Origin of the sequence: Vreelandella zhanjiangensis DSM 21076 (assembly GCF_000377665.1) — a bacterium.
Lineage (GTDB): Bacteria > Pseudomonadota > Gammaproteobacteria > Pseudomonadales > Halomonadaceae > Vreelandella > Vreelandella zhanjiangensis.
The window spans coordinates 281,902-303,688 of record NZ_KB898648.1; the positions used below are offsets into that span (position 1 = coordinate 281,902).

At 54.0% G+C, this 21,787-nt stretch carries 23 protein-coding genes and 1 riboswitch; of the genes, 9 read left to right on the top strand and 14 right to left on the bottom strand.

Going from position 1 to position 21,787, the window contains the following annotated elements; all coding sequences use genetic code 11:
- The first annotated feature begins 7 nt into the window (after positions 1 to 7).
- On the top strand, positions 8 to 409 hold the full coding sequence (locus tag D467_RS0108395) for an allophanate hydrolase-related protein (RefSeq protein ID WP_018917063.1): 402 nt from the start codon (positions 8 to 10) through the stop codon (positions 407 to 409).
- 74 nt (positions 410 to 483) lie between these two features.
- Entirely contained in the window at positions 484 to 1,902 is a 1,419-nt protein-coding gene (hydA, locus tag D467_RS0108400; RefSeq protein ID WP_018917064.1) for a dihydropyrimidinase, read from the top strand.
- An 82-nt stretch (positions 1,903 to 1,984) separates the two neighbouring features.
- Here the strand turns inward: hydA and D467_RS19550 are convergent, their stop codons facing one another.
- Together D467_RS19550 and D467_RS0108410 are read right to left on the bottom strand one after the other, a co-directional pair.
- Positions 1,985 to 2,551 (bottom strand): PhzF family phenazine biosynthesis protein, encoded by a 567-nt coding sequence (locus D467_RS19550; RefSeq protein ID WP_051081714.1) that lies wholly within the window; start codon positions 2,549 to 2,551, stop codon positions 1,985 to 1,987.
- A gap of 10 nt (positions 2,552 to 2,561) precedes the next feature.
- A complete protein-coding gene (locus D467_RS0108410; RefSeq protein WP_018917065.1) occupies positions 2,562 to 2,747 on the bottom strand; it encodes a YjiS-like domain-containing protein in 186 nt (61 codons plus the stop codon).
- Between the two features lie 156 nt (positions 2,748 to 2,903).
- On the opposite strand from D467_RS0108410, the gene D467_RS0108415 reads away from it, so the two are divergent.
- Positions 2,904 to 4,340, top strand: coding sequence for an aminotransferase-like domain-containing protein (locus tag D467_RS0108415; protein WP_018917066.1), 1,437 nt, complete (start codon positions 2,904 to 2,906; stop codon positions 4,338 to 4,340).
- A gap of 206 nt (positions 4,341 to 4,546) precedes the next feature.
- Positions 4,547 to 5,074, top strand: a complete 528-nt coding sequence (locus D467_RS0108420) for a DUF1176 domain-containing protein (protein ID WP_018917067.1) — start codon at positions 4,547 to 4,549, stop codon at positions 5,072 to 5,074.
- Between the two features lie 57 nt (positions 5,075 to 5,131).
- Here the strand turns inward: D467_RS0108420 and D467_RS0108425 are convergent, their stop codons facing one another.
- The 5 genes from D467_RS0108425 to pdxR all read right to left on the bottom strand — a co-directional run bounded on the left by D467_RS0108425 (position 5,132) and on the right by pdxR (position 9,351).
- Entirely contained in the window at positions 5,132 to 5,536 is a 405-nt protein-coding gene (locus D467_RS0108425; protein ID WP_018917068.1) for a VOC family protein, read from the bottom strand.
- A 38-nt stretch (positions 5,537 to 5,574) separates the two neighbouring features.
- Entirely contained in the window at positions 5,575 to 6,267 is a 693-nt protein-coding gene (locus D467_RS0108430) for a uracil-DNA glycosylase family protein (protein ID WP_018917069.1), read from the bottom strand.
- Positions 6,268 to 6,301: 34 nt separating this feature from the next.
- Complete coding sequence (gene pcsA / locus D467_RS0108435; protein WP_018917070.1) at positions 6,302 to 7,051, bottom strand: phosphatidylcholine synthase; 750 nt, start codon at positions 7,049 to 7,051, stop codon at positions 6,302 to 6,304.
- A gap of 157 nt (positions 7,052 to 7,208) precedes the next feature.
- Complete coding sequence (locus tag D467_RS0108440) at positions 7,209 to 7,817, bottom strand: DNA-3-methyladenine glycosylase I (protein ID WP_018917071.1); 609 nt, start codon at positions 7,815 to 7,817, stop codon at positions 7,209 to 7,211.
- A 55-nt stretch (positions 7,818 to 7,872) separates the two neighbouring features.
- Positions 7,873 to 9,351 (bottom strand): MocR-like pyridoxine biosynthesis transcription factor PdxR, encoded by a 1,479-nt coding sequence (gene pdxR / locus D467_RS0108445; RefSeq protein ID WP_018917072.1) that lies wholly within the window; start codon positions 9,349 to 9,351, stop codon positions 7,873 to 7,875.
- Positions 9,352 to 9,444: 93 nt separating this feature from the next.
- On the opposite strand from pdxR, the gene D467_RS0108450 reads away from it, so the two are divergent.
- A complete protein-coding gene (locus tag D467_RS0108450) occupies positions 9,445 to 9,906 on the top strand; it encodes a GNAT family N-acetyltransferase (protein WP_018917073.1) in 462 nt (153 codons plus the stop codon).
- The gene (locus tag D467_RS0108455) at positions 9,903 to 10,358 is read left to right on the top strand and encodes a rhodanese-like domain-containing protein (RefSeq protein WP_018917074.1); all 456 of its coding nucleotides are present in this window, start codon (positions 9,903 to 9,905) and stop codon (positions 10,356 to 10,358) included. The genes D467_RS0108450 and D467_RS0108455 overlap by 4 nt, the downstream gene beginning before the upstream one ends.
- A gap of 53 nt (positions 10,359 to 10,411) precedes the next feature.
- Here D467_RS0108455 and D467_RS0108460 read toward each other — a convergent pair whose 3' ends face one another.
- Both D467_RS0108460 and D467_RS0108465 read right to left on the bottom strand, forming a co-directional pair.
- Positions 10,412 to 10,909: a 6,7-dimethyl-8-ribityllumazine synthase gene (locus D467_RS0108460; protein ID WP_018917075.1), complete on the bottom strand. Its 498-nt coding sequence runs from the start codon at positions 10,907 to 10,909 to the stop codon at positions 10,412 to 10,414.
- Positions 10,910 to 11,018: 109 nt separating this feature from the next.
- Positions 11,019 to 11,184, bottom strand: a riboswitch (FMN riboswitch).
- Between the two features lie 104 nt (positions 11,185 to 11,288).
- A complete protein-coding gene (locus D467_RS0108465) occupies positions 11,289 to 11,762 on the bottom strand; it encodes a YbaK/EbsC family protein (protein ID WP_018917076.1) in 474 nt (157 codons plus the stop codon).
- Positions 11,763 to 11,941: 179 nt separating this feature from the next.
- Here D467_RS0108465 and D467_RS0108470 point away from each other — a divergent pair, with 179 nt between their 5' ends.
- A complete protein-coding gene (locus D467_RS0108470) occupies positions 11,942 to 12,571 on the top strand; it encodes a peroxidase-related enzyme (RefSeq protein WP_018917077.1) in 630 nt (209 codons plus the stop codon).
- A gap of 64 nt (positions 12,572 to 12,635) precedes the next feature.
- Here D467_RS0108470 and D467_RS0108475 read toward each other — a convergent pair whose 3' ends face one another.
- Positions 12,636 to 13,484: an ABC transporter substrate-binding protein gene (locus D467_RS0108475; RefSeq protein ID WP_018917078.1), complete on the bottom strand. Its 849-nt coding sequence runs from the start codon at positions 13,482 to 13,484 to the stop codon at positions 12,636 to 12,638.
- A 737-nt stretch (positions 13,485 to 14,221) separates the two neighbouring features.
- Between D467_RS0108475 and D467_RS19140 the strand changes: the two genes are divergently transcribed.
- Positions 14,222 to 17,335 (top strand): EAL domain-containing protein, encoded by a 3,114-nt coding sequence (locus D467_RS19140; protein WP_018917079.1) that lies wholly within the window; start codon positions 14,222 to 14,224, stop codon positions 17,333 to 17,335.
- On the opposite strand, the gene D467_RS0108485 is transcribed toward D467_RS19140, so the two are convergent.
- The 4 genes from D467_RS0108485 to mobA are packed head-to-tail and all read right to left on the bottom strand — an operon-like array spanning position 17,332 to position 21,202.
- Positions 17,332 to 18,363 (bottom strand): CobW family GTP-binding protein, encoded by a 1,032-nt coding sequence (locus D467_RS0108485; protein ID WP_018917080.1) that lies wholly within the window; start codon positions 18,361 to 18,363, stop codon positions 17,332 to 17,334. The genes D467_RS19140 and D467_RS0108485 overlap by 4 nt on opposite strands.
- A 3-nt stretch (positions 18,364 to 18,366) precedes the next feature.
- Positions 18,367 to 19,359 carry a GTP 3',8-cyclase MoaA gene (gene moaA, locus D467_RS0108490; protein ID WP_018917081.1) on the bottom strand — a complete coding sequence of 331 codons (993 nt, stop codon included), beginning with the start codon at positions 19,357 to 19,359 and terminating at the stop codon, positions 18,367 to 18,369.
- Positions 19,356 to 20,603 (bottom strand): molybdopterin molybdotransferase MoeA, encoded by a 1,248-nt coding sequence (gene moeA / locus D467_RS0108495; RefSeq protein WP_018917082.1) that lies wholly within the window; start codon positions 20,601 to 20,603, stop codon positions 19,356 to 19,358. The genes moaA and moeA overlap by 4 nt, the downstream gene beginning before the upstream one ends.
- Complete coding sequence (mobA, locus tag D467_RS0108500; RefSeq protein WP_018917083.1) at positions 20,600 to 21,202, bottom strand: molybdenum cofactor guanylyltransferase MobA; 603 nt, start codon at positions 21,200 to 21,202, stop codon at positions 20,600 to 20,602. The genes moeA and mobA overlap by 4 nt, the downstream gene beginning before the upstream one ends.
- Before the next feature lie 256 nt (positions 21,203 to 21,458).
- Between mobA and D467_RS0108505 the strand changes: the two genes are divergently transcribed.
- On the top strand, positions 21,459 to 21,785 hold the full coding sequence (locus D467_RS0108505) for a DUF1244 domain-containing protein (RefSeq protein ID WP_018917084.1): 327 nt from the start codon (positions 21,459 to 21,461) through the stop codon (positions 21,783 to 21,785).
- The last annotated feature ends 2 nt before the right edge of the window (positions 21,786 to 21,787 follow it).

Sequence of the window (21,787 nt, forward strand, 5' to 3'; positions counted from 1 at the left end):
AAATTTTATGAGCGAGCAACCGAAAACGGTACTGATGTTTGTCAACGGTCAGGCGATGTCCGGTGGAAGTATCAATTTTGCCTTGCAGGACGCTAAGTTTCTGGGAGCCGTTAAGACCGCCGCTAAGTATCGTTTTTACTCCGTACGCGATGAGTTCCCAGGGCTATGGCCTGTAGAGCAGGACGGACAAGCCATCCCCGGCGAGCTTTATGAGCTCCCTTACGCGCAGCTTCGTGAGTCACTGCTGCCTAATGAGCCCTCCGAGCTGGAACTGGGTGTTATCGAACTCGAAGATGGTAGCGGCTCGTTGAGTATGAAAATGCGTGAAGAGGAAATCAATAGCGAGGGTGTCGTGGAGATTACCGACCAGGGCGGCTGGCTTAAGTATCTAGCTGCTAAACAGGCATAGTCTTCAGAATAACTAAGAAATAATAGCTGAGATAGTAACGGTTAACGTATCACTATAATAGTAAAGGCACCTTTATGACCGGATTCGATTTGATCATCCGTAATGGAACCGTGGTTACCGCAAGCGATACCATGCTGTGCGATGTGGGTATCCGAAACGGCAAGGTGGTGGCATTGGCGGACAAGTTAGGTGCGGCTGATCGTGAGATCGACGCGACCGGCTTATTGGTTATGCCCGGCGGAATTGACAGCCACGTTCATCTGGCGCAGCCGACAAGCGACGGCAGCGTCATGGCTGATGACTTCGAGTCTGGGACCCGGTCGGCAGCCTGCGGCGGTAATACGACGGTTATACCTTTCTCGCTTCAGGAACGGGGCAAGTCGCTTCTCGCATCGGTCGAGGAACACCACCAGCGTGCCGCAGGCAAGTGCTACATCGATTACGCCCTGCACGCCATCATTACCGACCCGACGCCCCAGGCACTGGAAAAGGACTTGCCCGAGGTGGTTCAGGGCGGGGTAACGTCGATCAAGATCTTCATGACCTATCAGGACATGGCGTTGAACGACGGCGAGATATTCAAGGTGATGGAGGCCACGCGTCGCGAAAATGCCCTGACCATGGTGCACGCCGAGAATTTCGACGCGATCCAGCAGATGACCGAACGCCTGGAGAAGGCGGGACAGACCGGGCCGCGCGGCCATGCCCAGTCGCGTCCTATCGTGGTCGAGCGCGAAGCGACCCACCGTGCGATCAGCTTTGCGGAGCTGGTGGATGTGCCCTTGTTTGTCGTGCACGTATCCGGCGGCGACGTCATCGAGCAGATCGAGTGGGCGAAACGTCGTGGTTTGCCTATCTACGCTGAAACGTGCCCGCAGTATCTCACGCTGACCGCAGACGATCTGGATAACGCCGACATGGAGGGCAGCAAGTACGTATGCAGCCCGCCGCCGCGTGACGAAGCCAATCAGAAGGCCTGCTGGGATGCGCTGGCCAGAGACGTTTTCTCGACCTTTACCTCTGACCACTGCCCGTTCATCTACGAAAGCGAGACGGGCAAGAAGAAAGCGGGCGCCGATACCAGCTTCAAATATGTGCCCAATGGCATTCCCGGCGTCGAGACGCGTCTGCCGATTCTGTTCAGTAAAGGCGTATCGGAAGGGCGTATCAGCCTGAACCAATTCGTTGCGCTATCGGCGACGAACCACGCCAAGGTGTACGGCATGTATCCACAAAAAGGCACCATCGCGATCGGCTCCGATGCCGATATCGCGATCTGGGATCCTGCCAAACGCGTGATGCTGTCGCAGACCATGCTCAATCATAACTGTGACTACACGCCCTACGAGGGTATGGAGTTGACCGGTTACCCCGTTACCGTGCTTTCCCGCGGTGAGCTAGTGGCTGAAAACGGGCGTCCGGTGGGCAGCGCTGGAAAAGGCAGGTTCGTTCCTCGAGGCGTATCCAGTCTGATCCCTCAAAAGCGCCGGTAAACGCTCATCGCTTCGATGAGCTTTCTCTGGTGGGTCGGCACCGCCGTGCGTATCGTTGGCCTACCGGAGATAGAGTTCTCCTTTACCCACCAGCACCGCGTGACCTCCCACCTGTACCAGATCGCTTTCCATGTATGTCTCGATCACGCTGGGTCGGCCCATCTCCATGCCCATGCCCTGATGAATTGTCCAGCGCGTCGTTTGTGCCGACAACGTGGTGGGATTGCAAGCCGAGTAATGCCGCCGCCGTTTCCTGGTCCAGTGTGCTTGGCGTAATGCTGGCGGGCCTTGCGGTCGTAAACACGGCTTTCTCACCCGAGTAGTGAATGGAAAGCTCTCCTACAGGTGGATGGAGCACCAGCGTTTGCGTGCGGTTAATCAAGCCAAGCTCGGCTAGAAGCTGTGCGGTGCCGACGGTCGGGTGTCCGGCAAACGGCAGCTCCTGGGTGGGTGTAAATATCCGCATCGGGTAGTGGTTTGGCTCAATGGGCGCACTTAAGAACACCGTTTCGGCAAGATTAAGCTCATTGGCGATTGCCTGCATGGTGGCCGCTGGCAGCCCGTCGGTGTTTAAAAATACCGCCAGCTGATTGCCCGCGAAAGGCTGGCGGGTAAATACATCAAGTAAGTAATATTCAGCGATTTTCATACTGGTCTCTTTAATTTGTGTGTTTCCAAAAGGATTTACGGCCCTCCTTTTGCGCCTGGGCACGAGTGATTCCGATATCTCTTAGCAGTCGGTCATCAAGTGTCAGCAACTGGCGGCGGCTGCGGCGACGCTCGCGATAGGCACGCATTTGAGAACGTAGCTGATAGCGAAGCTGAATAAGGCTAAAGCGGGACATGGCGAATCCTCCAGTGGTTTGCCACTTCAGGTTACGCAATCGGCTATTGGCAATACAGATATAGACTTCTGTATTTTATCAATACAGATAGCGTATCTTATCTCTCTGTATGGCGCCTTTAAAAGGTGTCTGTATTGCTTTGGAAGGAGGTGAGCTATGACGCGCTATGAAAAAGTCGCGACTGTATTGCGCGAACGTATCGAACACGGCATTTACCGTGTGGGTGACCGCCTTCCTTCCATTCGTGCTGTTTGCGAGGAGATGGAGGTCAGCATCTCGACAGCACAAGAGGCTTACCGCCAGCTAATAGATACTGCTTTGATCGAGTCGCGGCCTAAGTCGGGCTATTTCGTGCTGCCAAGCCGGGTGCCGAGCGTGCTGCCGTCGGTATCTCGCCCCGCCCAACGGCCGTTGGATATTTCCCAGTGGGATCAGGTGCTGGAGCTTGTTGCTACACAGCGTGACGATAATCGACTTCTGTTGGGCCGCGGCGTGCCGAATCTTGATTATGAGACGCTAAAGCCGCTATCGAAAATCCTTGCTGGCCTGCACCGCAGTAGTGATCTCAATGGCTTCAATTACGATAAGCTGAGCGGCAGTCCTGAGCTTCGCCAGCAGGTGGCCAAGCTTGCCGTGGCCTCGAACTGTCTGCTTCACCCCGATGACATTCTGATCACCACAGGATGTCAGGAAGCGCTTGCCATTTCGCTGCGCACGCTTACCCAGCCCGGCGATGTGGTGGCGGTGGATTCACCGAGCTTCTACGGCACCATGCAGATTCTCAAGGCCAACGGGTTGAAGGCCTTGGAAATACCCACCGATCCACAAACCGGCATTAGCCTGGAGGCGTTGGAACTAGCGCTGGAACAGTGGCCCATCCGTGCGATACAGGTGACGCCTACGTTCAATAATCCGCTGGGTTATACGATGCCTGAGGCGCGTAAGCGGGCGCTTTTTCAGCTTGCCCAGCGCTTTGATGTGGCGATTATTGAAGATGATATCTACGGCGATCTGGCCTTCACCCAGCCCAGGCCGTGCACTATTAAATCCTTTGATGACGACGGGCGCGTACTCCTATGCAGTGGTTTTTCCAAAACGGTGGGGCCAGGCTTGCGGGTCGGCTGGCTGGCGCCGGGACGCTATCGTGATCAAGCGCTGCACATGAAGTACGTCTCGACCGGAGCGTCGGCCACATTACCGCAGCTAGCGGTGGCAGAGTTCGTTGCCAAAGGGCACTACGAGCGCCATCTTCGTTACGTCAACCGCCAGTATCAGCGCCAGCGGGATATCATGATCAGTTGGGTGCAGCGCTATTTTCCTGAAGGTTCAGGCATTAGCTACCCACAGGGAAGTTTTTTGTTATGGGTGGAACTGCCAGCAGCGGTGGACTGCGTACGCCTCAATGAGCGGTTGGCGCAAAAGAACCTCCATGTGGCGCCAGGCTCGCTGTTTTCCGCCTCCGGCAAGTTTCGTCAATGCCTACGCTTGAACTACGCGTTTACGTTAACACCTGCCATAGAGGACGCCGTGCGCAGTGTGGGCGAGCTTGCCACTGAAATGGTCGCGCAAGCTCGAACACATACGGATGCTTAAACCAGCGTGCTTTCTTCAGCCTGAAAACGCGATAAGCGCTACGTGAACCAACCTTGAAATAAGAAATGACCGTGTAAACGGTGGCTTTGGTCTGGCGGGCCGCTCGTAATAGGGTTATGAAGGAAGCGCGCTTTTGAAGGCGCATTTTCAAGCCGCGGCGAGTGATGAAGCTACGCCGCGCGAACCGCACAAAGGAGATGGCCATAATGTTACGTTCACTTGGATGGATAGCTTTCACGACCATGGGCCTATCAATCAGTGTCGCCAGTGCTCAGGCTGACACACAACGTGCGGTCGATGAGCAAACAATGGCACCGGAGGTAATAGCCGCACAGCTGAGCGATACCTGTGTTTCTATTGATGAATCGCTCGGTATTGTACCGCAGCACTATGCGATGGATGATGGCGACTTATGGCTTGTGCCGTGTAACGCAGGCGCGTACCAGACTTCCTATGAAGCCATTTATCAAGCGGAAGACGCCGAACCGCGCAAGCTGCTATTCGCCCTATGGCGTAACAGTAGCTGGACCGGCACTGAGTTGCTTTTTAATCTTGAGTTTGATTCCGAGACGGGCATTCTCAGCGATCAATACAAGGACCGAGGCGCCGGTGGCTGCGGCGGCGAGCGCTCCTGGCAGTGGCAAGAGGGTAATTTCCGGCTGGTTGAATATCGCGCTAATGAAGCGTGCGAAGACGAATCGCAGTCATTTCCAGTGGTCTTTAAAGCCGAGTAACGTCGACTTCTCCGCCGGAATCCTGAACGCTCGCTTTCGTTATTGGAGGCGAGCGTTTTACGTCAGGTCCATAAAGGGGTTATAGGCGACTTCCCAGTAGTGGCCTTCTGGATCGCGAAAGTAGCCGGAGTAACCGCCCCAGAACACTTCTTCCGCGGGTTTGATCAGCTCGGCGCCTGCCGCAACCGCTTGTTGAAGCACTTGATCAACGGCTTCTTGGCTGGCGACGTTGTGGGCCAGGGTGATACCGCTGAATCCACCTTTTGAGTCATCGGTAATGCCAATGTCGCGAGCCAACGATGCTCTGGGAAACAGCGATAGCCAAGCGCCTTCCATCTTGAAAAAGGCCACCTCATCGCTGTCTGTCTCATGTTCCGGCAGCCCCAGGCCATCCCGGTAAAACTGGGTGGCGCGATTTAGATCCTGTACGCCGAGGGTAATCAGGCTGATCCTGGGTTTCATATCGGTGCTCTTTAGACGTTGTTTTAAGTAGGCCGCTGTCACAGCGTCAGGTTGTCCTTACGTACATCCAGCTGTTCCAAACGATTTTTCAAAAGCTCTGGAAAGCGCGCATACCAGGTTTGATTGAGCGGCGAGGGGTGCGGCAGCGGGTAGAGCGTAAAGGTTTGCGCTTCGCCCTTGTCATCTTCTAGTGTCACCTCGATGCTACTTTCAAAGCGATCCTCCTGCTTCCAAAAAGCTTCCAGACGCGCACGCTCCTCTTTTGAGCGGCCGATACCGAACCACAGGAACGCTTCTCGGCCCAGCGTAATCAGCGTCCGTCCTTCCCAGCGCGAGATCAGCACTTCGTTCATCAGGCCATGGAAGTGGCGCTTGACCTTCATCGACCACGCCTTATTGCCTACGGGCTTATAGGGCACGGTATTGATCCAGAAAAAGTGCTCGCCCACAGCTTTTGATGCTGCAAAATCCGGCATCGTCTCGCCGTAGAGCTGCTCATAAAGCGCTTTTCTGACCAGCTGCCCGCCTGCACCGATAAACGGCTCGCCGTGGCGTACCTCGTCGCGGCCCGGGTCACGGCCAAAAAAGCCGATGCGCAGGTTCGGTTTACCAAGGCCGATAATAGGTTCTAGTGTGTTGCGTTCAAAACGCTCGTAGACCTCGACATCGATTCCTTCTATCTCGGCCGCCAGCGCCCTGAATTTTTTCTCCTGAGCCGGGGTCAGTGACATTGTTCAACCTCCTTGTTGGTTCCCATCGCTTGGTTTAGTCAAACCACTCCTGAGCCGTGCGCCATAAGCACATGCCGAAAAAATAGACGGATGTAAGACCCCATCCCCATAGAGCCCAAACGGCATGCTCGGGGCTCGAGAGGATGAGAAATGTTGCGCAGAGGCACCACACAAGCGTAATGGCGATGTTGAGCGGCATGAACTTGCGTACCCGGAAAGGGTGAAGGAACTTCATGCGCGTAACGGTGAGAATGGCCAGGCCGATAATCGCGGTAAACGTGATCCAGGGTGGGAAATCGAGAATGTAAAAATAAGCGGCGGCGATATTCCAGGCGGCCGGAAAACCAACAAAGTAGTTATCCTGGCTTTTCATATTGGTATTGCAGAAACAGAACATTGACGAGAGCAGGATAATAAACACCGCCAGCAGTGAGAAACCGGCCGGCAAATCGATAAAGTAGTAGATAAACAGGGCGGGAATAAACGCCCAGGTAAGATAATCAATGACCATATCCAGCGTTGAACCATCGAAGTGCGGCAGGATGGTTTTCACTTCGTACTTGCGCGCCAACGTACCGTCGAAGCCATCGACCATCATCGCCGCCCCCAGCCAGAGCAGACAAGCCACCGGGTTATCGTCGATCAGGGCCAATAGCGCCATGACGCCCAGCAGTACGCCGCTAGCGGTGAGAGCATGTACGCTCCATGCCTTGCATCGCGATGCGTGGGAGTCTGCTTGCGAAGAGAGCGGTTGAGCCACATTAAACCCCGTTGAGAACGTCATGTTCTGCTGCTGTTTGGTGTATGGATGAGCGTGTCAGTCAATACACTACTACAAGAAGGCGCACCGAGAACACGCAGGCCGTTGAGATACTCTTAGCATGGCCGTTTATCGTGTTATCCGCTAGGCGATAGTAAGAGCCCTAACGTATGTATAAGCCCTAAACGGGCCGCTGAAACTGCAGGCGTGCCTGCTCGGCGCGTTCACGCGTTACGCAGGTAAGTGAGTGGTCATTAAGTAGCCCCATCGCCTGCATCAACGCAAAGGCCGTAGTGGGGCCAATAAATTTCCAGCCGCGTTTCTTCAGCGCTTTGGAGAGCGCGATAGATTCAGGCGAGACGGTTTGGGTTTGCGGCGCTTTTAACGCATCGTGTGCTGGCTCAAAACGCCAGAAAAAGGCTGCCAGTGAACCCTCCTGTTCGACTAATTCCTGTGCCCGTTGCGCGTTATTGATCGCCGCCTCAATTTTGCCGCGATGGCGAATAATGCCCGCGTCTTGCAGTAAGCGCTGCACGTCTCGCTCATCAAAACGTGCGACCTGATGAAAGTCGAAGTGATGAAAGGCGGCGCGAAAATTTTCGCGCTTGTTGAGAATCGTCCGCCAGCTCAAGCCTGACTGAAAGCTTTCCAGGCAGAGCTTTTCAAACAGGCGCTGATCGTTATCAACGGGAAAGCCCCACTCATTATCGTGGTAGGGTAAAAACTCTGGCGCCCCGCCGCACCAGTAGCAGCGTGATTGTCCATCGGGGGCGATAAATTCGTTCGCCATAGTGATTCCCCTGTTTTAGTTATAAAAATATCAGGATTTATAAAGGTGTCAGGATTTATAAAGAAGTCAGATTTAGCCATGCGTGGCTGAGCCAGCGGCCTGCACGTAGTAGCTCATCCTCCGTCGCGCCCGCATAGCCCAGCACAAGCCCAGCACGCTGAGGTTGCCCCAGATAATACCGGGATAGCGGGGAGAGCGTAATGCGTGCCTGTTGGGCCAGTTCAACCAGGCGCGCTTCCTGATTTAAATTCTCCAACTCGGCGACCAGGTGCATGCCCGCATGGCCTGAGGAGAGCTTTAACCCGGCGTCAGTAGCAGGGGCCAGTGCACGACGCAGGCAGGCCTGGCGCTGGCGATAGCTCATGCGCATTCGGGCGATATGGCGTGAAAAGTCACCTTTGGCAATGAACTCAGCAAGCGCCGACTGAATGGGATAGTTGCCTTCGCGGTGCAGGCGGGCGTGAGCCAACCGAAACGTATCGGCCAACGCCTCGGGCAGCACGATATAGCCCAGTCTAAGGCCTGGATAGAGCACCTTGCTGAATGTGCCGATATAGATGACGGATGCCTGTTCCGACAAGCCCTGAAGCGACGGCGTGGGCGGCGTGTCGTAGCGAAACTCGCTGTCGTAGTCATCCTCGATGAGCCAGGCGCCGTGCCTGGCGGCGTGTTCGAGTAAGGCCAAGCGCCGAGGAACCGGCATGGTAACGCCGCTCGGGTATTGGTGGGAGGGAGTCACGTAAATCAAACGCGGCGCAGGCGTATTAGCCGGACAGCACAACGGGTTCAGCCCGTCTTCATCGACCGGCACAGGGACAATGTTCAGTCCCGCTGCCAAAAAGCAGGTTTGCGCGCCGCCGTAGCCGGGTTCTTCCATCCACACCGTATCGCCGCTATCGGTCAGCAGCTGGGCCACCAGTTCGAATGCCTGCTGCGCGCCTTGCGTGATCACAATCTGCTCAGGGCGGCAGCGCACTGCGCGGGAAAGCGTCAGGTAATCACCCAATGCCTCTTTAAGCGCGGACAAGCCGCCATGCGTTTGATAGGAAAGCCATGCCGTATCGGCCTGGCGATAGTGGCGCCTTAACAGGCGTTGCCACTGAGCGTGGGGGAACAGATCCAGCCCCGGCACGCCGGGCGCAAACGCTTGATAGTGCTGGCTTAGCGTACCGCAACGATCAATCAGCGCCTGCCCGCGTGTTGAGTAACTAAACGCCGTGTCCAACAGCGGCTTGGGATGAGCCGGTAGCGTAGGCAGGTTGGCCACATACATGCCAGCCCCCCGCCGAGAAACCACCAGCCCCTCGGCCAGGAGGCGGTCCATTGCTGCCAGCACGGTATTACGGCTGATACCCAGGCCGCGAGCCAGGTGCCGTGAAGAGGGCAAATGACTCCCGGCGGCCAGTTCGCCGTGTTGAATCCAACGGCGCAACGCGCTGTAAAGCTGATGTACCAGCGTGGTTGTTCCTTGGGTGCCAATCTGTAGCGCCAAGGCATCAATAAGCCATTCACTCGACGGCGTTCGTTGCTTCACTGGTTCCCTCGCTATTTAATAAACTGGTTCTTCACCAAGAGCCACTATAACGAGAGACTTGCCTATTCCCACCTCTTTTTAAGGAGCGCCACTGTGAATAACGTTCGGGCTGCCGTACTTGATGACTTGGACGCGCTTAGCGTGCTGCTGGATGACTATCGCCAGTTTTATCAGCAACAAAGCGACTTAAAGGGCGCTCGCTACTTTTTAAACCAGCGCTTTGGGTTGGGCGACTCGTTCATTCTGGTCAGTGAAGACGCATCGGGGAAAATCAGCGGCTTCGTGCAGCTTTTTCCCGGCTTATCGACGGTAGGCATGAATGCACGGTGGACGTTGAACGATCTTTACGTGCTGCCTGAGTACCGCAGCCAAGGCGTAGGCCGGGCGTTAATGGGCGCCGCCGCCGATTTGGCCCGAGCCCACGGCGTCGCAAGACTGGTACTGATGACTCAGGTGGAGAATGAGCGCGCACAACGCCTGTACGAGTCACTTGGCTGGCAGCGTAATACCGCGTTTTATAGCTACCTGCTGGATGTAAGCCAGGAGCGCGTATGACCGAACAACCAGTATCTTCTGTATTAGCGTTTCCATCCGCTACGCCAGCCGATATGGCCCAAATAATGTACGCCAAACTTTGCCACTATACCGATGCCTGGGATGTGGCCGAAGACCTGGCCAACGGCATCGATGCCATTGTCGTGGTTGATACGCGCAGCCTTGAACACTACCGCGCTGGACACATTCCTGGAGCGATAAGCTTGCCGCACCGAGAAATGACACCCGAGCGATTGGCAGAGCTTGATGCGTCGCGTGTTTATGTAACGTACTGCGATGGAATCGGCTGTAACGGGTCCACCAAAGGCGCGTGGAAGCTTGCCAGCGCAGGGCTGAAAGTGAAGGAGCTGCTAGGTGGGCTGGATTTTTGGCGTCGTGATGGGCACCTGGTGCAGGCAGGCGAATTGCAGGGTACGCTTTTGAAAACGCCTCTCAACTATTGCGGCTGTTAGTGCAAGCTTTAGAAGGCCTGACGGGCCCGGCGTTTGCCGAGCCCAAGCTGTGTTTAAGCGTCGCTTAGTTTGCGCGCGCGGTGCAGATTTTCCATGGTGTTCAGGCATGCCTGGGCGGCTTCTTTGCCTTTGGCCAGGAAGTGCTGGAAGTAGAAGTCGTGATGAGTGCTGTGCTCATGGAAGTGGTGTGGCGTGAGCACTACCGAAATGACCGGCACCTGGGTATCAAGCTGGACGCGCATCATGCCGTCGATTACCGCGTGGGCGACGAAGTCGTGGCGGTAGATGCCGCCATCCACCACAAAGCCTGCGCCGACAATCGCGCCATAGCGGCCGCTTTCAGCCAATACTTTGGCCTGTAGCGGAATTTCATACGCGCCTGAAACGGTAAACGTATCCACTTGGTCTGCAGATAAGCCGTTACGCTCCACTTCCTCAATAAACGCCTGGTAGGCCTGGCCAACGATGTCGTTGTGCCAATGGCCCTGAATAAACGCAATGCGCTGGGACGTAGTATGCGAGGAGAGTGCTAAAGGAAAGGTCTGATTCATGGTCATTCTCTTGGATAAGTGGTACCAGAATCAGGGCATTCGGCATCCGCCAATAGGCAAAACGCACGCCTCCAAGGGCTTTCGCCGCGGAATGACGCCGTTGAGTCGATGCCGTTCTCTTTCATCCGGACTATCACCGTCGGCTTCGGTTTCTCACCGAATCTGCTGACCTCAAGAAGATAAACGCCTTGAGCGCTCGCGGGCTTAGGCCGCTTTCGTAAGCGAAAGGTACCATCACCGCCGGTGGGGACTTTCACCCCGCCCTGAGAACATGTTGCTGTATCTGCGCTGTGGCGGGATATCAGCCTGTCTATCTTACGCTGATTGTAAAAACTCAGCCAGGGCCTATAGCTCCTGAATACCGAAACGTAAGGCTGATCTAGGACGCATCAACGGGGGAGCACACGTCTACCCATTCAGCCTTGACCAGCTCGGCCAGCCGCGAAGGGCATACGCGAACAGCGCTGTCAGGTGAGCCGGCGGCGGGCAGCACTTCATCAAAATGCTGAAGCGATTTATCGCAGTACACCGGCAGGTCGGCGGTTAACCCAAACGGGCAGACGCCGCCAGCCGGGTGGCTGGTAAGCTCCATCACCGTTTCATCATCAAGCAGCGTCGCCTCACCTCCAAAGGCATCCTGAAACTTAGCGCTATCAATCTGAACATCGCCACTAACCACAATCAGCAACGGGTTCTCACCGATCTTGAATGCCAACGTCTTGGCTAACTGGCCAGGCACTACGCCATGGGCGTCGGCAGCCTGCTGTACGGTCAGGGCACTGTTTTCCAGCTCAATAATATTGAGATCCGGGGCGTACTCTGCCAGAAAACTGCGAGCGGTTAATAAACTCATAGATGGCTCCTTAAAACGGTGTTGTTTCAGATTAACGTGCTTTGTCTAAGTCAGCCAATTCAGGTGCCCTCGTTAGCGGGCATTGCGCTTCTATTGCCTCAAGCGTAGTGATTGTGTCTTTTCAGCTTCCGCTTTAGTGTTAGTTACGTGCCCCCCTGATAACAACAATGAGGCGTCCCATGATGACTGGAGCAAATAAAGAGATGAGTGAGCCCGATAAACAACAGCACGAAAGCTATCGGGTAAGTCATCCGGTCAGCCGCTTTCCCATTCCTGCCATGAATGAGCTGCCCGCTGATATTCGCGAACGCATTGAAGCAGTACATGAAAAAGCCGGGTTTATTCCCAACGTCTTTCTTACCCTGGCGCACCGTCCTGATGAGTTTCGGGCTTTTTTTGCGTATCACGATGCGTTGATGGAAAAACCGGGCAACCTGACGCTCGCTGAGCGGGAAATGATTGTCTTGGCGACCAGCGCCGCCAACCAGTGTCAGTACTGTGTGATTGCGCATGGGGCTATTTTACGTATTCGCGCTAAAAATCCGCTGGTGGCGGATCAGGTGGCGCTTAATTACCGCAAAGCGGATATTTCAGCCCGACAAAAGGCTATGCTGGATTTTGCTTTGAAAGTAACTAATCAAGCCTACGCCGTAGGCGAAAACGACCTTACTACCTTGTCGGAGCATGGCTTCGATGAAGAAGATATGTGGGATATCGCCGCGATTACGGCTTTCTTCGGTATGTCTAACCGGATGGCCAATGTCACCAATATGCGCGCAAACGATGAGTTTTATACCCTGGGACGTTAACGCTTAATGAAAAGCCCCTGGCCGCATAGCGGTGCAGGGGCATACGTTCACAGCGTAATAGGGCTTATAGCGCGTCGACGACCTCGTCGATCTGAAGTTTCAGGCTTTGCAGGCCACCACCCGACAGGTACCAGAGTGCGGGCGTTAGCACTACTAGGCGAGTCTCTGACGCGCCTGCACCCGATAACGCCTGCTCTAAGGCTTGTGTATCGGCAGCGTCGTTACCGATGGCTGCGCTACGATCCACTACGAGCAGTACATCGGGGTTGATTTCACCAATGGCTTCCATGGTGAGCGGTGTAAAGGTGCGGTTGCCGCGCTGTACGCTGGTGACGCTGTCCGGCATTTCCAGCGTTTTGATGCCCAGCACATCGTGCACGACCGGATGCGTATTCAGGCCCAGACTGCCATCGTTATGAGTCACAACCAGTACGCGTAATGCTTCATCCAGCGCCTCGCGCTGATGTTCGATATCGGCATGCAGCGCTTCAAGAGCTTCTTCGGCGCGCTCTTCAGCCTCTACCTTGCTGGCGATCTGGCGTACGTTGTCATCAAAGGCAGCCAGGTAATCGTCACCCTGTAAGCTGGTATTTAGCAGCGGGGCAATCTCTTCAAGTTCAGCTTCCCAGTCACCCTGGCGGCCGGTGTAAAGGATAAGGGTTGGCTCGCTTTGCGCAACGGCTTCAAGATTAGGGTCGCGCAGGCCGCCAAGGTCGGTATAAGCATCATCGTTATATTTTGAAAGGTAATCAGGCAGTACTTGTTTGGGAATGCCGGCTACCTGCTCGCTGGCGCCGAGTGCATCAAGCGTATCCAAACTGCCTAAATCGAAGGTGGCGATACGCTCCTGAGCATGAGCAATTGAGCTAACAGCGGTGAAAATCAGCGATGCGGCAAGAACCTGAGACTTCATGGGTATTCCTTTTATGAGAAAATGTTTTATATGAGATATGTTCTCATACTCTCAGGGGAGCCTTGTTTTGTCTTTATTTGCACAAGGAACAACGCGTTGCGTAAAGTGATACGGCGCTGAAGTAATGAAGAAAATGAACATTAAATTCAATAAAATCAGTATTTTAATATAATTATATTAGGTCGGTGTCATTTCAGGTTAATAGAGCATTGTCCTGCTGCTGGAGCACTAGGTAGACGCGCAATTTTTATAAGATAACTCTCAAGAAGATAATCTCGGTGGGGTTAACTAAATCATATAGCTTTTTAACAGAAGCCTGTTTCTAGATAGTCTTTTTTTATTATTTAATGATTAAGAAATGACACGCTATGGTTTTTAAAACTCATATAGAGTCATTTAAAATACTACTTATGGATTAATAATAATTAACTTTAAGTTTTGAATTTTGCGTTGACGTAATGTAATTCAGAGTGTTTATTGTAAGGAATAATGCTTCTCAATAGCTATATTAGCTAATTTTTATGAAAATAGATGATATCTATTGCTAAAAAACGATACTCAGATGAATCGTGTCACTTTATTATTGTCACTCCAGATGAGCTGTTTGGTTTTTATTGTTTCTATTAATGATTTAATTAACCAGTTAACAGAATAAGAAGTGCTGTCCTTAATGTGCGGCTGTTCGCGCCTGTATATTAATTATACCTTCTTTTGATGTTGGCTAAGGTCGATGCACTATGCCCGGTGTGAATGCATTGGTTAAGTATGATGAAGATAAACAAAGCGAAAGACTATCGTATGCTTCCTTTCGCCGACAGCGCCGAAATGTTTACATTTTATATATCCTGGCTTCGCTGCTGCTGTGTAGCCTCTTTGCCTGGTTACTTTATGAGCAGCGTCAGCAGGAACTCTCCTCGGCAGAGTCTCGCAGTGCTGCCCGGGCCAGTATTATCAACGAGTGGGTGAAAAGTGTTTTTTCACAAAGCAGTCAGGCACTTTTAAGTGTCGAGGAGTTCGCTGAGCTTCAGGGTATGCCAGTTGAGGGAGCAACAGGGCAAATGGTAAGAGCGCTAAACGACCGGCACCATTATGCACCGTTGATTCAGGAAATTGGTCTGCTGGATGGTCAGGGCACGGTGCTCGCCAGTAGTGGCAATAATCGTTATCAGGGAATTGGTTTAGCTAATAGTCAGTTTTTTAAAGCCTTAAGCAACCCTGGCAATAGTAGTCAGGAAGAAATAGTCACACCGCTTCTCTGGTCTAGTGAGAGACAGGTATACGTGCTTTATCATGCGCGCCGTTTACAAGATCAGACGGGTGCCTTTATGGGCGTCACCGTTGCTAGCATAGCGCCCGACCTATTTGCCACTACCATTAACCAGATGCAGATACAGGCTGGTGAAAGTATCGCTCTGATCGACCCAACGCTTAAATTAATTGCTAGAAACCCGAGTCGACAAGAGCAGACGCAAATAGGGGCACAGTTAAATGCGCCGAGCATCCAGCGTATTCTGGATAGCGGTCAAGAGGTCTGGTCAGACATCATCTGGTCTTCTCTGGATAACCGAGAGCGTTTTTTTTGGATTCAGAAAATCCCCGATTATCCGCTGTGGATAGCGGTCGGCATGGATATGGATCAGATTCTGGCACAGTGGTATCAACGATTAGCTATTTTAGTTGGCATATTGGCCAGTATTGTCTTGCTCGGGGCTTGGGGAGTACGCCATTACGTCAACCGGCTGAAACTGGCCTTGTTATTACAATATCGCCTCCTGGATCTTGAACAGGCACGCACCCGAGCACAGTCAGGGGAAGCTTATCTGCAGGCGCTTATTCACTCTATCCAGGATCTGATTTTTGTTTTTAATACGCAAAACAGAATCACCTATGTACATATATTAAATAAGGAAATGACGGTAAAAAGCGACACGGGATTGCTAGGAAAACACTATGCAGAGCTTCTTCCGCCCAGTTTGACCAAGCGCTTTAATGCTGTTTTTGAGCAGGTAAAGTGGCATCGCAAAGCCGTCACTATTGAATATCCGCTGATGGTGCTCAGCGGAGAGCTATTTTTTCAGGCAGTGGTAAGCCCTCTGGTGCGTACCGATGGCAGCTTCTCGGGTACATTGGTGGTGGCGCGGGATATCACGGAAGCGAAAAAGAGTGAGGTAGAGCTGAGTATCGCCGCCGCATCTTTTCAGGCCCATTTGGGCATTATCATCACCAACGCCCAGGGCCAGATACTTAAAGCAAACCCTACGTTCACCCAAATTACCGGCTATACCGAAGCCGAGATAATTGGCCGTAACCCCGATATGTTTGGCGCCGCACATCATGGGCCTAGCTTCTACCGCCAGTTATGGCGCAGCGTTAAAAAATACGGGCGTTGGGAAGGCGAAGTGTGGAGCCAGCGTAAAAACGGCGACGTGTTTCCTGAATGGTTGGCGATTAGCTCAATTTGTAATGCTGATAATCAGTTGACCCATTATGTGGCGACCATTGTGGATATCAGTGAGCGTAAAGCGGCCGAGCAGGAAATTCACCAGCTGGCATTTTTCGATTCCGTCACCGGCCTTGCCAACCGTCGACTGTTTATGGATCGTTTGGAGGTCGCGCTTAAAGAGGTGGTTCGCCACCGTAGCTACGGTGCGCTGCTGTTTATCGATATTGACCACTTCAAGCAGATCAATGATGTTTTTGGCCACCCCATCGGCGACCGTCTACTCAAGGGAGTCGCGCGCCAGCTCAGCCAACAGCTGCGCGAAAGCGATACCTTGGCCCGCTTGGGCGGCGACGAGTTTGCGGTGCTTATACAATCGCTGGATAGTGACCCGGCCAAAGCCGCGCAGCTCGCTGAGCGAATAGCCCATAAGCTGATGGCGGCGATACGGCGTACCAGTGCGCTGATTGATCACTCCATCAGCGTGAGTGCCAGTATCGGCATTACGCTGTTAAGTCACTCGCCAACGGGGCAGGATGAGTATCTTCAGCAGGCTGACATGGCGCTATTTCAGGCGAAGGCGAGAGGGCGCGACACGCTGTGCTTTTTTGACCCAGTGATGCAAGCCGCACTGCTGGCGTCTATTCATCTGGAGCGCGATTTACGCCAAGCGCTAATACTTCATCAATGGCAGCTTTACTACCAGCTTCAGGTCGATATCAATGGGAAGGCTATTGGTGCTGAAGCGTTGTTGCGTTGGCAACACCCGGAGCGTGGCCTTGTACCTCCAGGCGAGTTTATCCCCTTATTGGAGAGCACCGGCCTGATCAGCGAAGTAGGCGCATGGGTGCTGGAAAAAGCCTGTTACCAGTTGGCACTCTGGGCACAGAATGACCAGCTGAATCATTTGACCATGTCGGTCAATATTAGCCCGCTGCAGTTTCACGATGTCGAATTCATACCGCGGGTTAAGGCTATATTCAAACGCTCCAAGGCGCCGCTTAAACGCTTGAAGCTTGAGGTCACTGAATCGCTTTTCGTCGAGCCAGACGACAACGCGCACGATAAAATGCTTAGTTTGAAGGCGCTGGGTGTACGCTTTTCGCTGGACGATTTTGGTACCGGCTACTCATCACTCGCGTATTTGGCACAGCTGCCTTTGGATCAGCTTAAAATCGACCAAACCTTTGTGCAGCAGGTACTGACCAGTAGCGCTAACGCAGCGATTGTCGAGAGTACCATCGTACTGGCGGAAAGCCTTAATCTGGAGATTATTGCCGAAGGAGTGGAAACCCAGGCACAGCAGGCATGGCTATTGGCCCATGGCTGCTATGCCTACCAGGGCTTCCTGTTCGGTTGCCCCGTCACGGTTGAGGAGTTTGAAGCGCAGCTTGTCGCTTCACAATGTTAAGCGTTGTGCTTTAGAGAAGCGGTGCCAAGCTGCGTTGCAAGTACCTGGATATCCGGCATGTTGCCTGCCAGGGCTTGAGGAATAATCACTTCCAAACGCGAGTCCTGGCGCCAGGTACTGCTGTCTATGTCCAGCGCGCCATCGGCACGGTTAAGCCGCCGCCAACCGCTGGAGGTATGAAAGACCCCTTTGATACGCGCCTGTCGGGGAAGCTCTCCCAGGCAATGCGCTAAGTGGTCGATATCAAAACACTCGTCCGGGTGCCAGCGTAAGCCCAGGCTTATATAGCCAAGAGCAGTACCGGTTTCCTGCTGCGGAGCGCCCTTGGCCGGTGGGAAATCAAAAAAACCGCCGTCAAGACTGGGCGGGCCAACAAGCGTACGGTGTTCTTCAGGCATGGCTAAGTCATGCGCATCGCTTTGACCGCTGCCCGTTAAGCGCTCAAGTGGCAGGCTGCCGTTAGCTATCGGTTCGACCCATTTGCGTGGCGGCCAGAGCGCTTCAACAAACTGTTGGGCAGCATGTTGCTGCTGGCTGGTGCACTGATCAAACATGGTAAGCGCCACGGCATCTGCAATGGCCAACTGATCCTGAAATGTTTCATGCGTTCGCGCACGCGGGTCGTCCAGGCGGCGAGGGTCCAGCGTTGCAATAATATCGTGCACCTCGACCACATCGTGAAAGGCCTCACCGCGTAACAGGTCGAGTAACCCCGCCGGATGGCCCAGCCCTGAAGGTTCGATAATTACGCGGTCAGGTTTGCTGCGCGCAAGCAGATTTACCAACGCCGCCTGCAGTACAAAGGCAAGCTGACAGCACAGGCAGCCACCAGGAAGGCCTTTGATCACGACATCATCACGCTGATCAAACATGGCCTGGTCAATACCGATCTGGCCAAACTCATTGACCAGAATGGCCCACTTTTCATCCACAGGTTTCTGTTCAATCAGGCTGTGAATAAGCGTGGTTTTACCACTGCCCAAAAAACCTGTAATGATGTGAACTGGCACTTTTTTTAACGCAGACACGCGTTAGCCTCCGGTCATATTCATAAAGCGCACGACCTGAACGTCACCGTCTGTCGTGAAGTGGTGGCGTTCTGGTTTAAGCGGTAGCGCGTTGACTATGGCTTCTTTGAGCCGTGCCATATCACCGGGATGACGGCGCAGCACTGCGCGCAAGTCGACCGAGTGCTCATTGCCTAAACAGAGCAGAAGGCGGCCTTCAACGGTGACTCGGACACGGTTACAGGTGTCGCAAAAATTGTGGCTGTGCGGGGAAATAAAGCCAACCCGGCTGTTGCTATCGGCCATTTTAAAATAGCGCGATGGGCCTGGGGTGGTTTCAGTCGTAGGCGTTAAGGCGTAACGCTTTTCAATCAGCGCTTGAACGTCATCACTTGAATAAAAGGTTTCCGCCCGGGAGTGGTCGGACACGTCGCCCAGCGGCATCTCTTCAATAAAGCTGATATCCAGCCCTTCATTACGCGCAAAATCGACCAGATCCACCACTTCATCGTCATTGCGGCCTTTGAGAATGACCGCGTTCAGCTTGATGCGCGTAAATCCGGCTTCCTGAGCGGCGTGAATGCCGTCAATCACACGCGCTAAATCCCCTGTGCGGGTGAGCTTCTTGAAGCGTTCGGGATCAAGCGAGTCAAGGCTGATATTGAGGCGACGCAGTCCGCTGGCATAAAGCCTGCTGGCATGTTTGCGAAGGCTGGCGCCATTGGTGGTCATGGTGAAGTCGTTAAGCCCTGGGAGCGCACCTATTTCGTCCACAAGTTGCTCGATACCGCGACGCACCAGGGGCTCGCCACCGGTCAGGCGGATTTTTTCAACGCCCAGCTCGGTAAAGGCGCGGGCAATCTGGCTGATCTCCTCAAGCGTAAGCACCTGCGCACGCGGGAGAAAGGTCATTTCCTCACTCATGCAGTACACGCAGCGGAAATCGCAGCGGTCAGTCACCGAGATGCGGACGTAGTTAACCCGGCGACCAAAGTCATCAATTAGTTGCTCGGTCATTGCCATCTCAACAGTGGTTGAATGCAGACGATCTCGCCAGCTTGCGCACCGTCCTGATCCTCGGGTAGTTCGATCAGACAGTTAGCGGCGACCATCGAACTTAAAATGCCGGACCCCTGCGCACCGGTCGTGCGTACATGGAGCACACCCTGGGCATCGCTATGATAAACGCCGCGCAAAAAATCGGTGCGCTGATAGCGGCTGTTAAGCACCTCATCAGCGACAGCGTATAGCCTGGGTGGCGGGGTCATCGCCAATCCCTGCAGGTGGTGTAATAACGGTACTACAAACTGGTAAAAGGTTACCATGACAGCCACAGGATTGCCGGGCAAGCCCATAAAGGGAGTGCGCGACTCGCCCAGCCAGCCACAGGCTAGGGGGCGCCCTGGGCGTAATGCTACCCGCCAGAAAGCCAGCTGCCCCAGCTGTTCAAGCGCTGTACGGGTGAAATCAGCCTGGCCTGCCGATACGCCGCCACTGGTCAATACCAGGTCGCTCACTTGGGCGGCCTCTGAGAGTGCCGCCTGTATCGCCTGCGGGTTATCGGGGAGAATGCCCAGATCGATAACTTTTGCGCCCTGCTCGGTTAATAAGCCCATCAGGGTAAATCGGTTGGCATCATAAATGCTCGCGCTTTCCAGAGGCTCGCCAGGAGCCGTGACTTCATCGCCAGTGGAAAACAGCGCAACGGTTGGCTGCTTGACGACCGCTATGCTGGCCACCCCTAGTGAGGCGAGCAGACCCATCGCGGGGGCATCCAAACGTTTTCCCTTAGCCAGCGCCAGGCTGCCTGCCGCAATATCTTCCCCTGCCAGGCGCACGTTCTGGCCACGCTTAACACGTTCAGGCGTATCGATTGTAAGATGCTGGGCATGCTCGGTGAGCTGCTCGCCCATGATGACCGTGTCGGTACCTGACGGCAGTGGGGCGCCGGTGGTGATATTCACGCAGGCCCCAGGCGGTACGTGTGTGTCAAAAGCGCGCCCGGCGAGCGAGCTGCCGATAAGCGGCCATTGGTGTTGAGGCGTGTCGGGCCAGGCAAGTGCCACGCCATCCATCGCGGCATTGGTATTTTGCGGCACGTTAATCGGCGCTATAACGTCCTGCGCCAAGCGCCGCCCATGGGCCTGGCTTAAATCGATAACTTCACTGGCCAGGGGCCTTTCAATCAGCGCGGACAGCGCCTGGCGAGCCTCTTCCACACTTAACATGTGTTCGCCAAGCTCAAAGCAGGATAGCGTCACAATGCCCCCTTGGGCGCCATAAGCTGCGCTTCCAGGCGAATCTTGTCTTCTTGCGTATTCAGGTTGGTAAAGGCATTCGGGCAGTCGGAGATATCCACCTGGCTAGGTGCGTGGCGTTCGTACCAGCGCTGGATTTTACGCTCGCCACTTTCAAGTGCCGCATGAAGATCATCGGCAAGAGCTGTGCGTATCAAGGCCACGGTAGGGTGAATGCGTTGACCATCGAAAGCCACGGCGATATCGGCGCCCTGGATGCCTGCCAGCATTCTTGCGACCAAGTCGTCTGGAAGAAGCGGTGTATCACAGGGAACCACAAGCAACCACGGCGTATTCGCCGCACGCAGCCCGCTATAAATGCCCATTAAAGGGCCGTGAAAGCCCACTTCCTCATCGGTGATAACGCGGCCAAACATGCTGTAGGCATCAAGGTTGCGGTTAGCGCTGATCAGCAGTTCCGCCACTTGCCCTTCGAGTTTGGCTGCCGTATGGGCAAACAGAGGTAGCCCTGCAAAGGGCTCAAGGCCCTTATCGCGTCCGCCCATGCGGCGGCCTTCGCCGCCAGCAAGCACCATGCCGGTTAACGCCTGGGTCGTGATCATCGGCATGCCTCCTGTAACAATGGGCGAGGATTAACAAGATCGGTCAATCAATCTCTTCCCTTCTAAGTGTAGATCCCTTATCGCTATGATGGCGGGCAGGGACCTTATTTGTCTATGCGTTAGATAATTGATGGTCAGCACTATGACCCATCTCAATCAGCGGGTTCGCCTGCATAGGTTATCTGAGTGAACAGCGCCGATAAGCGGTGTCTTTTGGTATGCTGCACGACAGTTACTTTTCATACGGAGAACGCTAATGTCAGATTTTAACGAGCTTGATCAGGGTACCCGCACCGAGCTTGAGGCGGCCGCTTTTCGGCGTTTGCTGAGTCATCTGGATAATAACAAGGATGTACAGAATATTGATTTGATGATTCTGGCGGATTTTTGCCGTAACTGCCTTTCAAAGTGGATGGTAAACGCGGCGGAAGAGCGCGGTAAATCGCTGGATTATGAAGCCGCCCGTGAATACGTCTACGGCATGCCTTACAGCGAGTGGAAAGAGCACTATCAGGCAAAAGCAACGCCTGAGCAACTGGCCGCGCTGGAAGCCCGCCAAGCCAAGAAAGAGTATCAGGAGTAAGC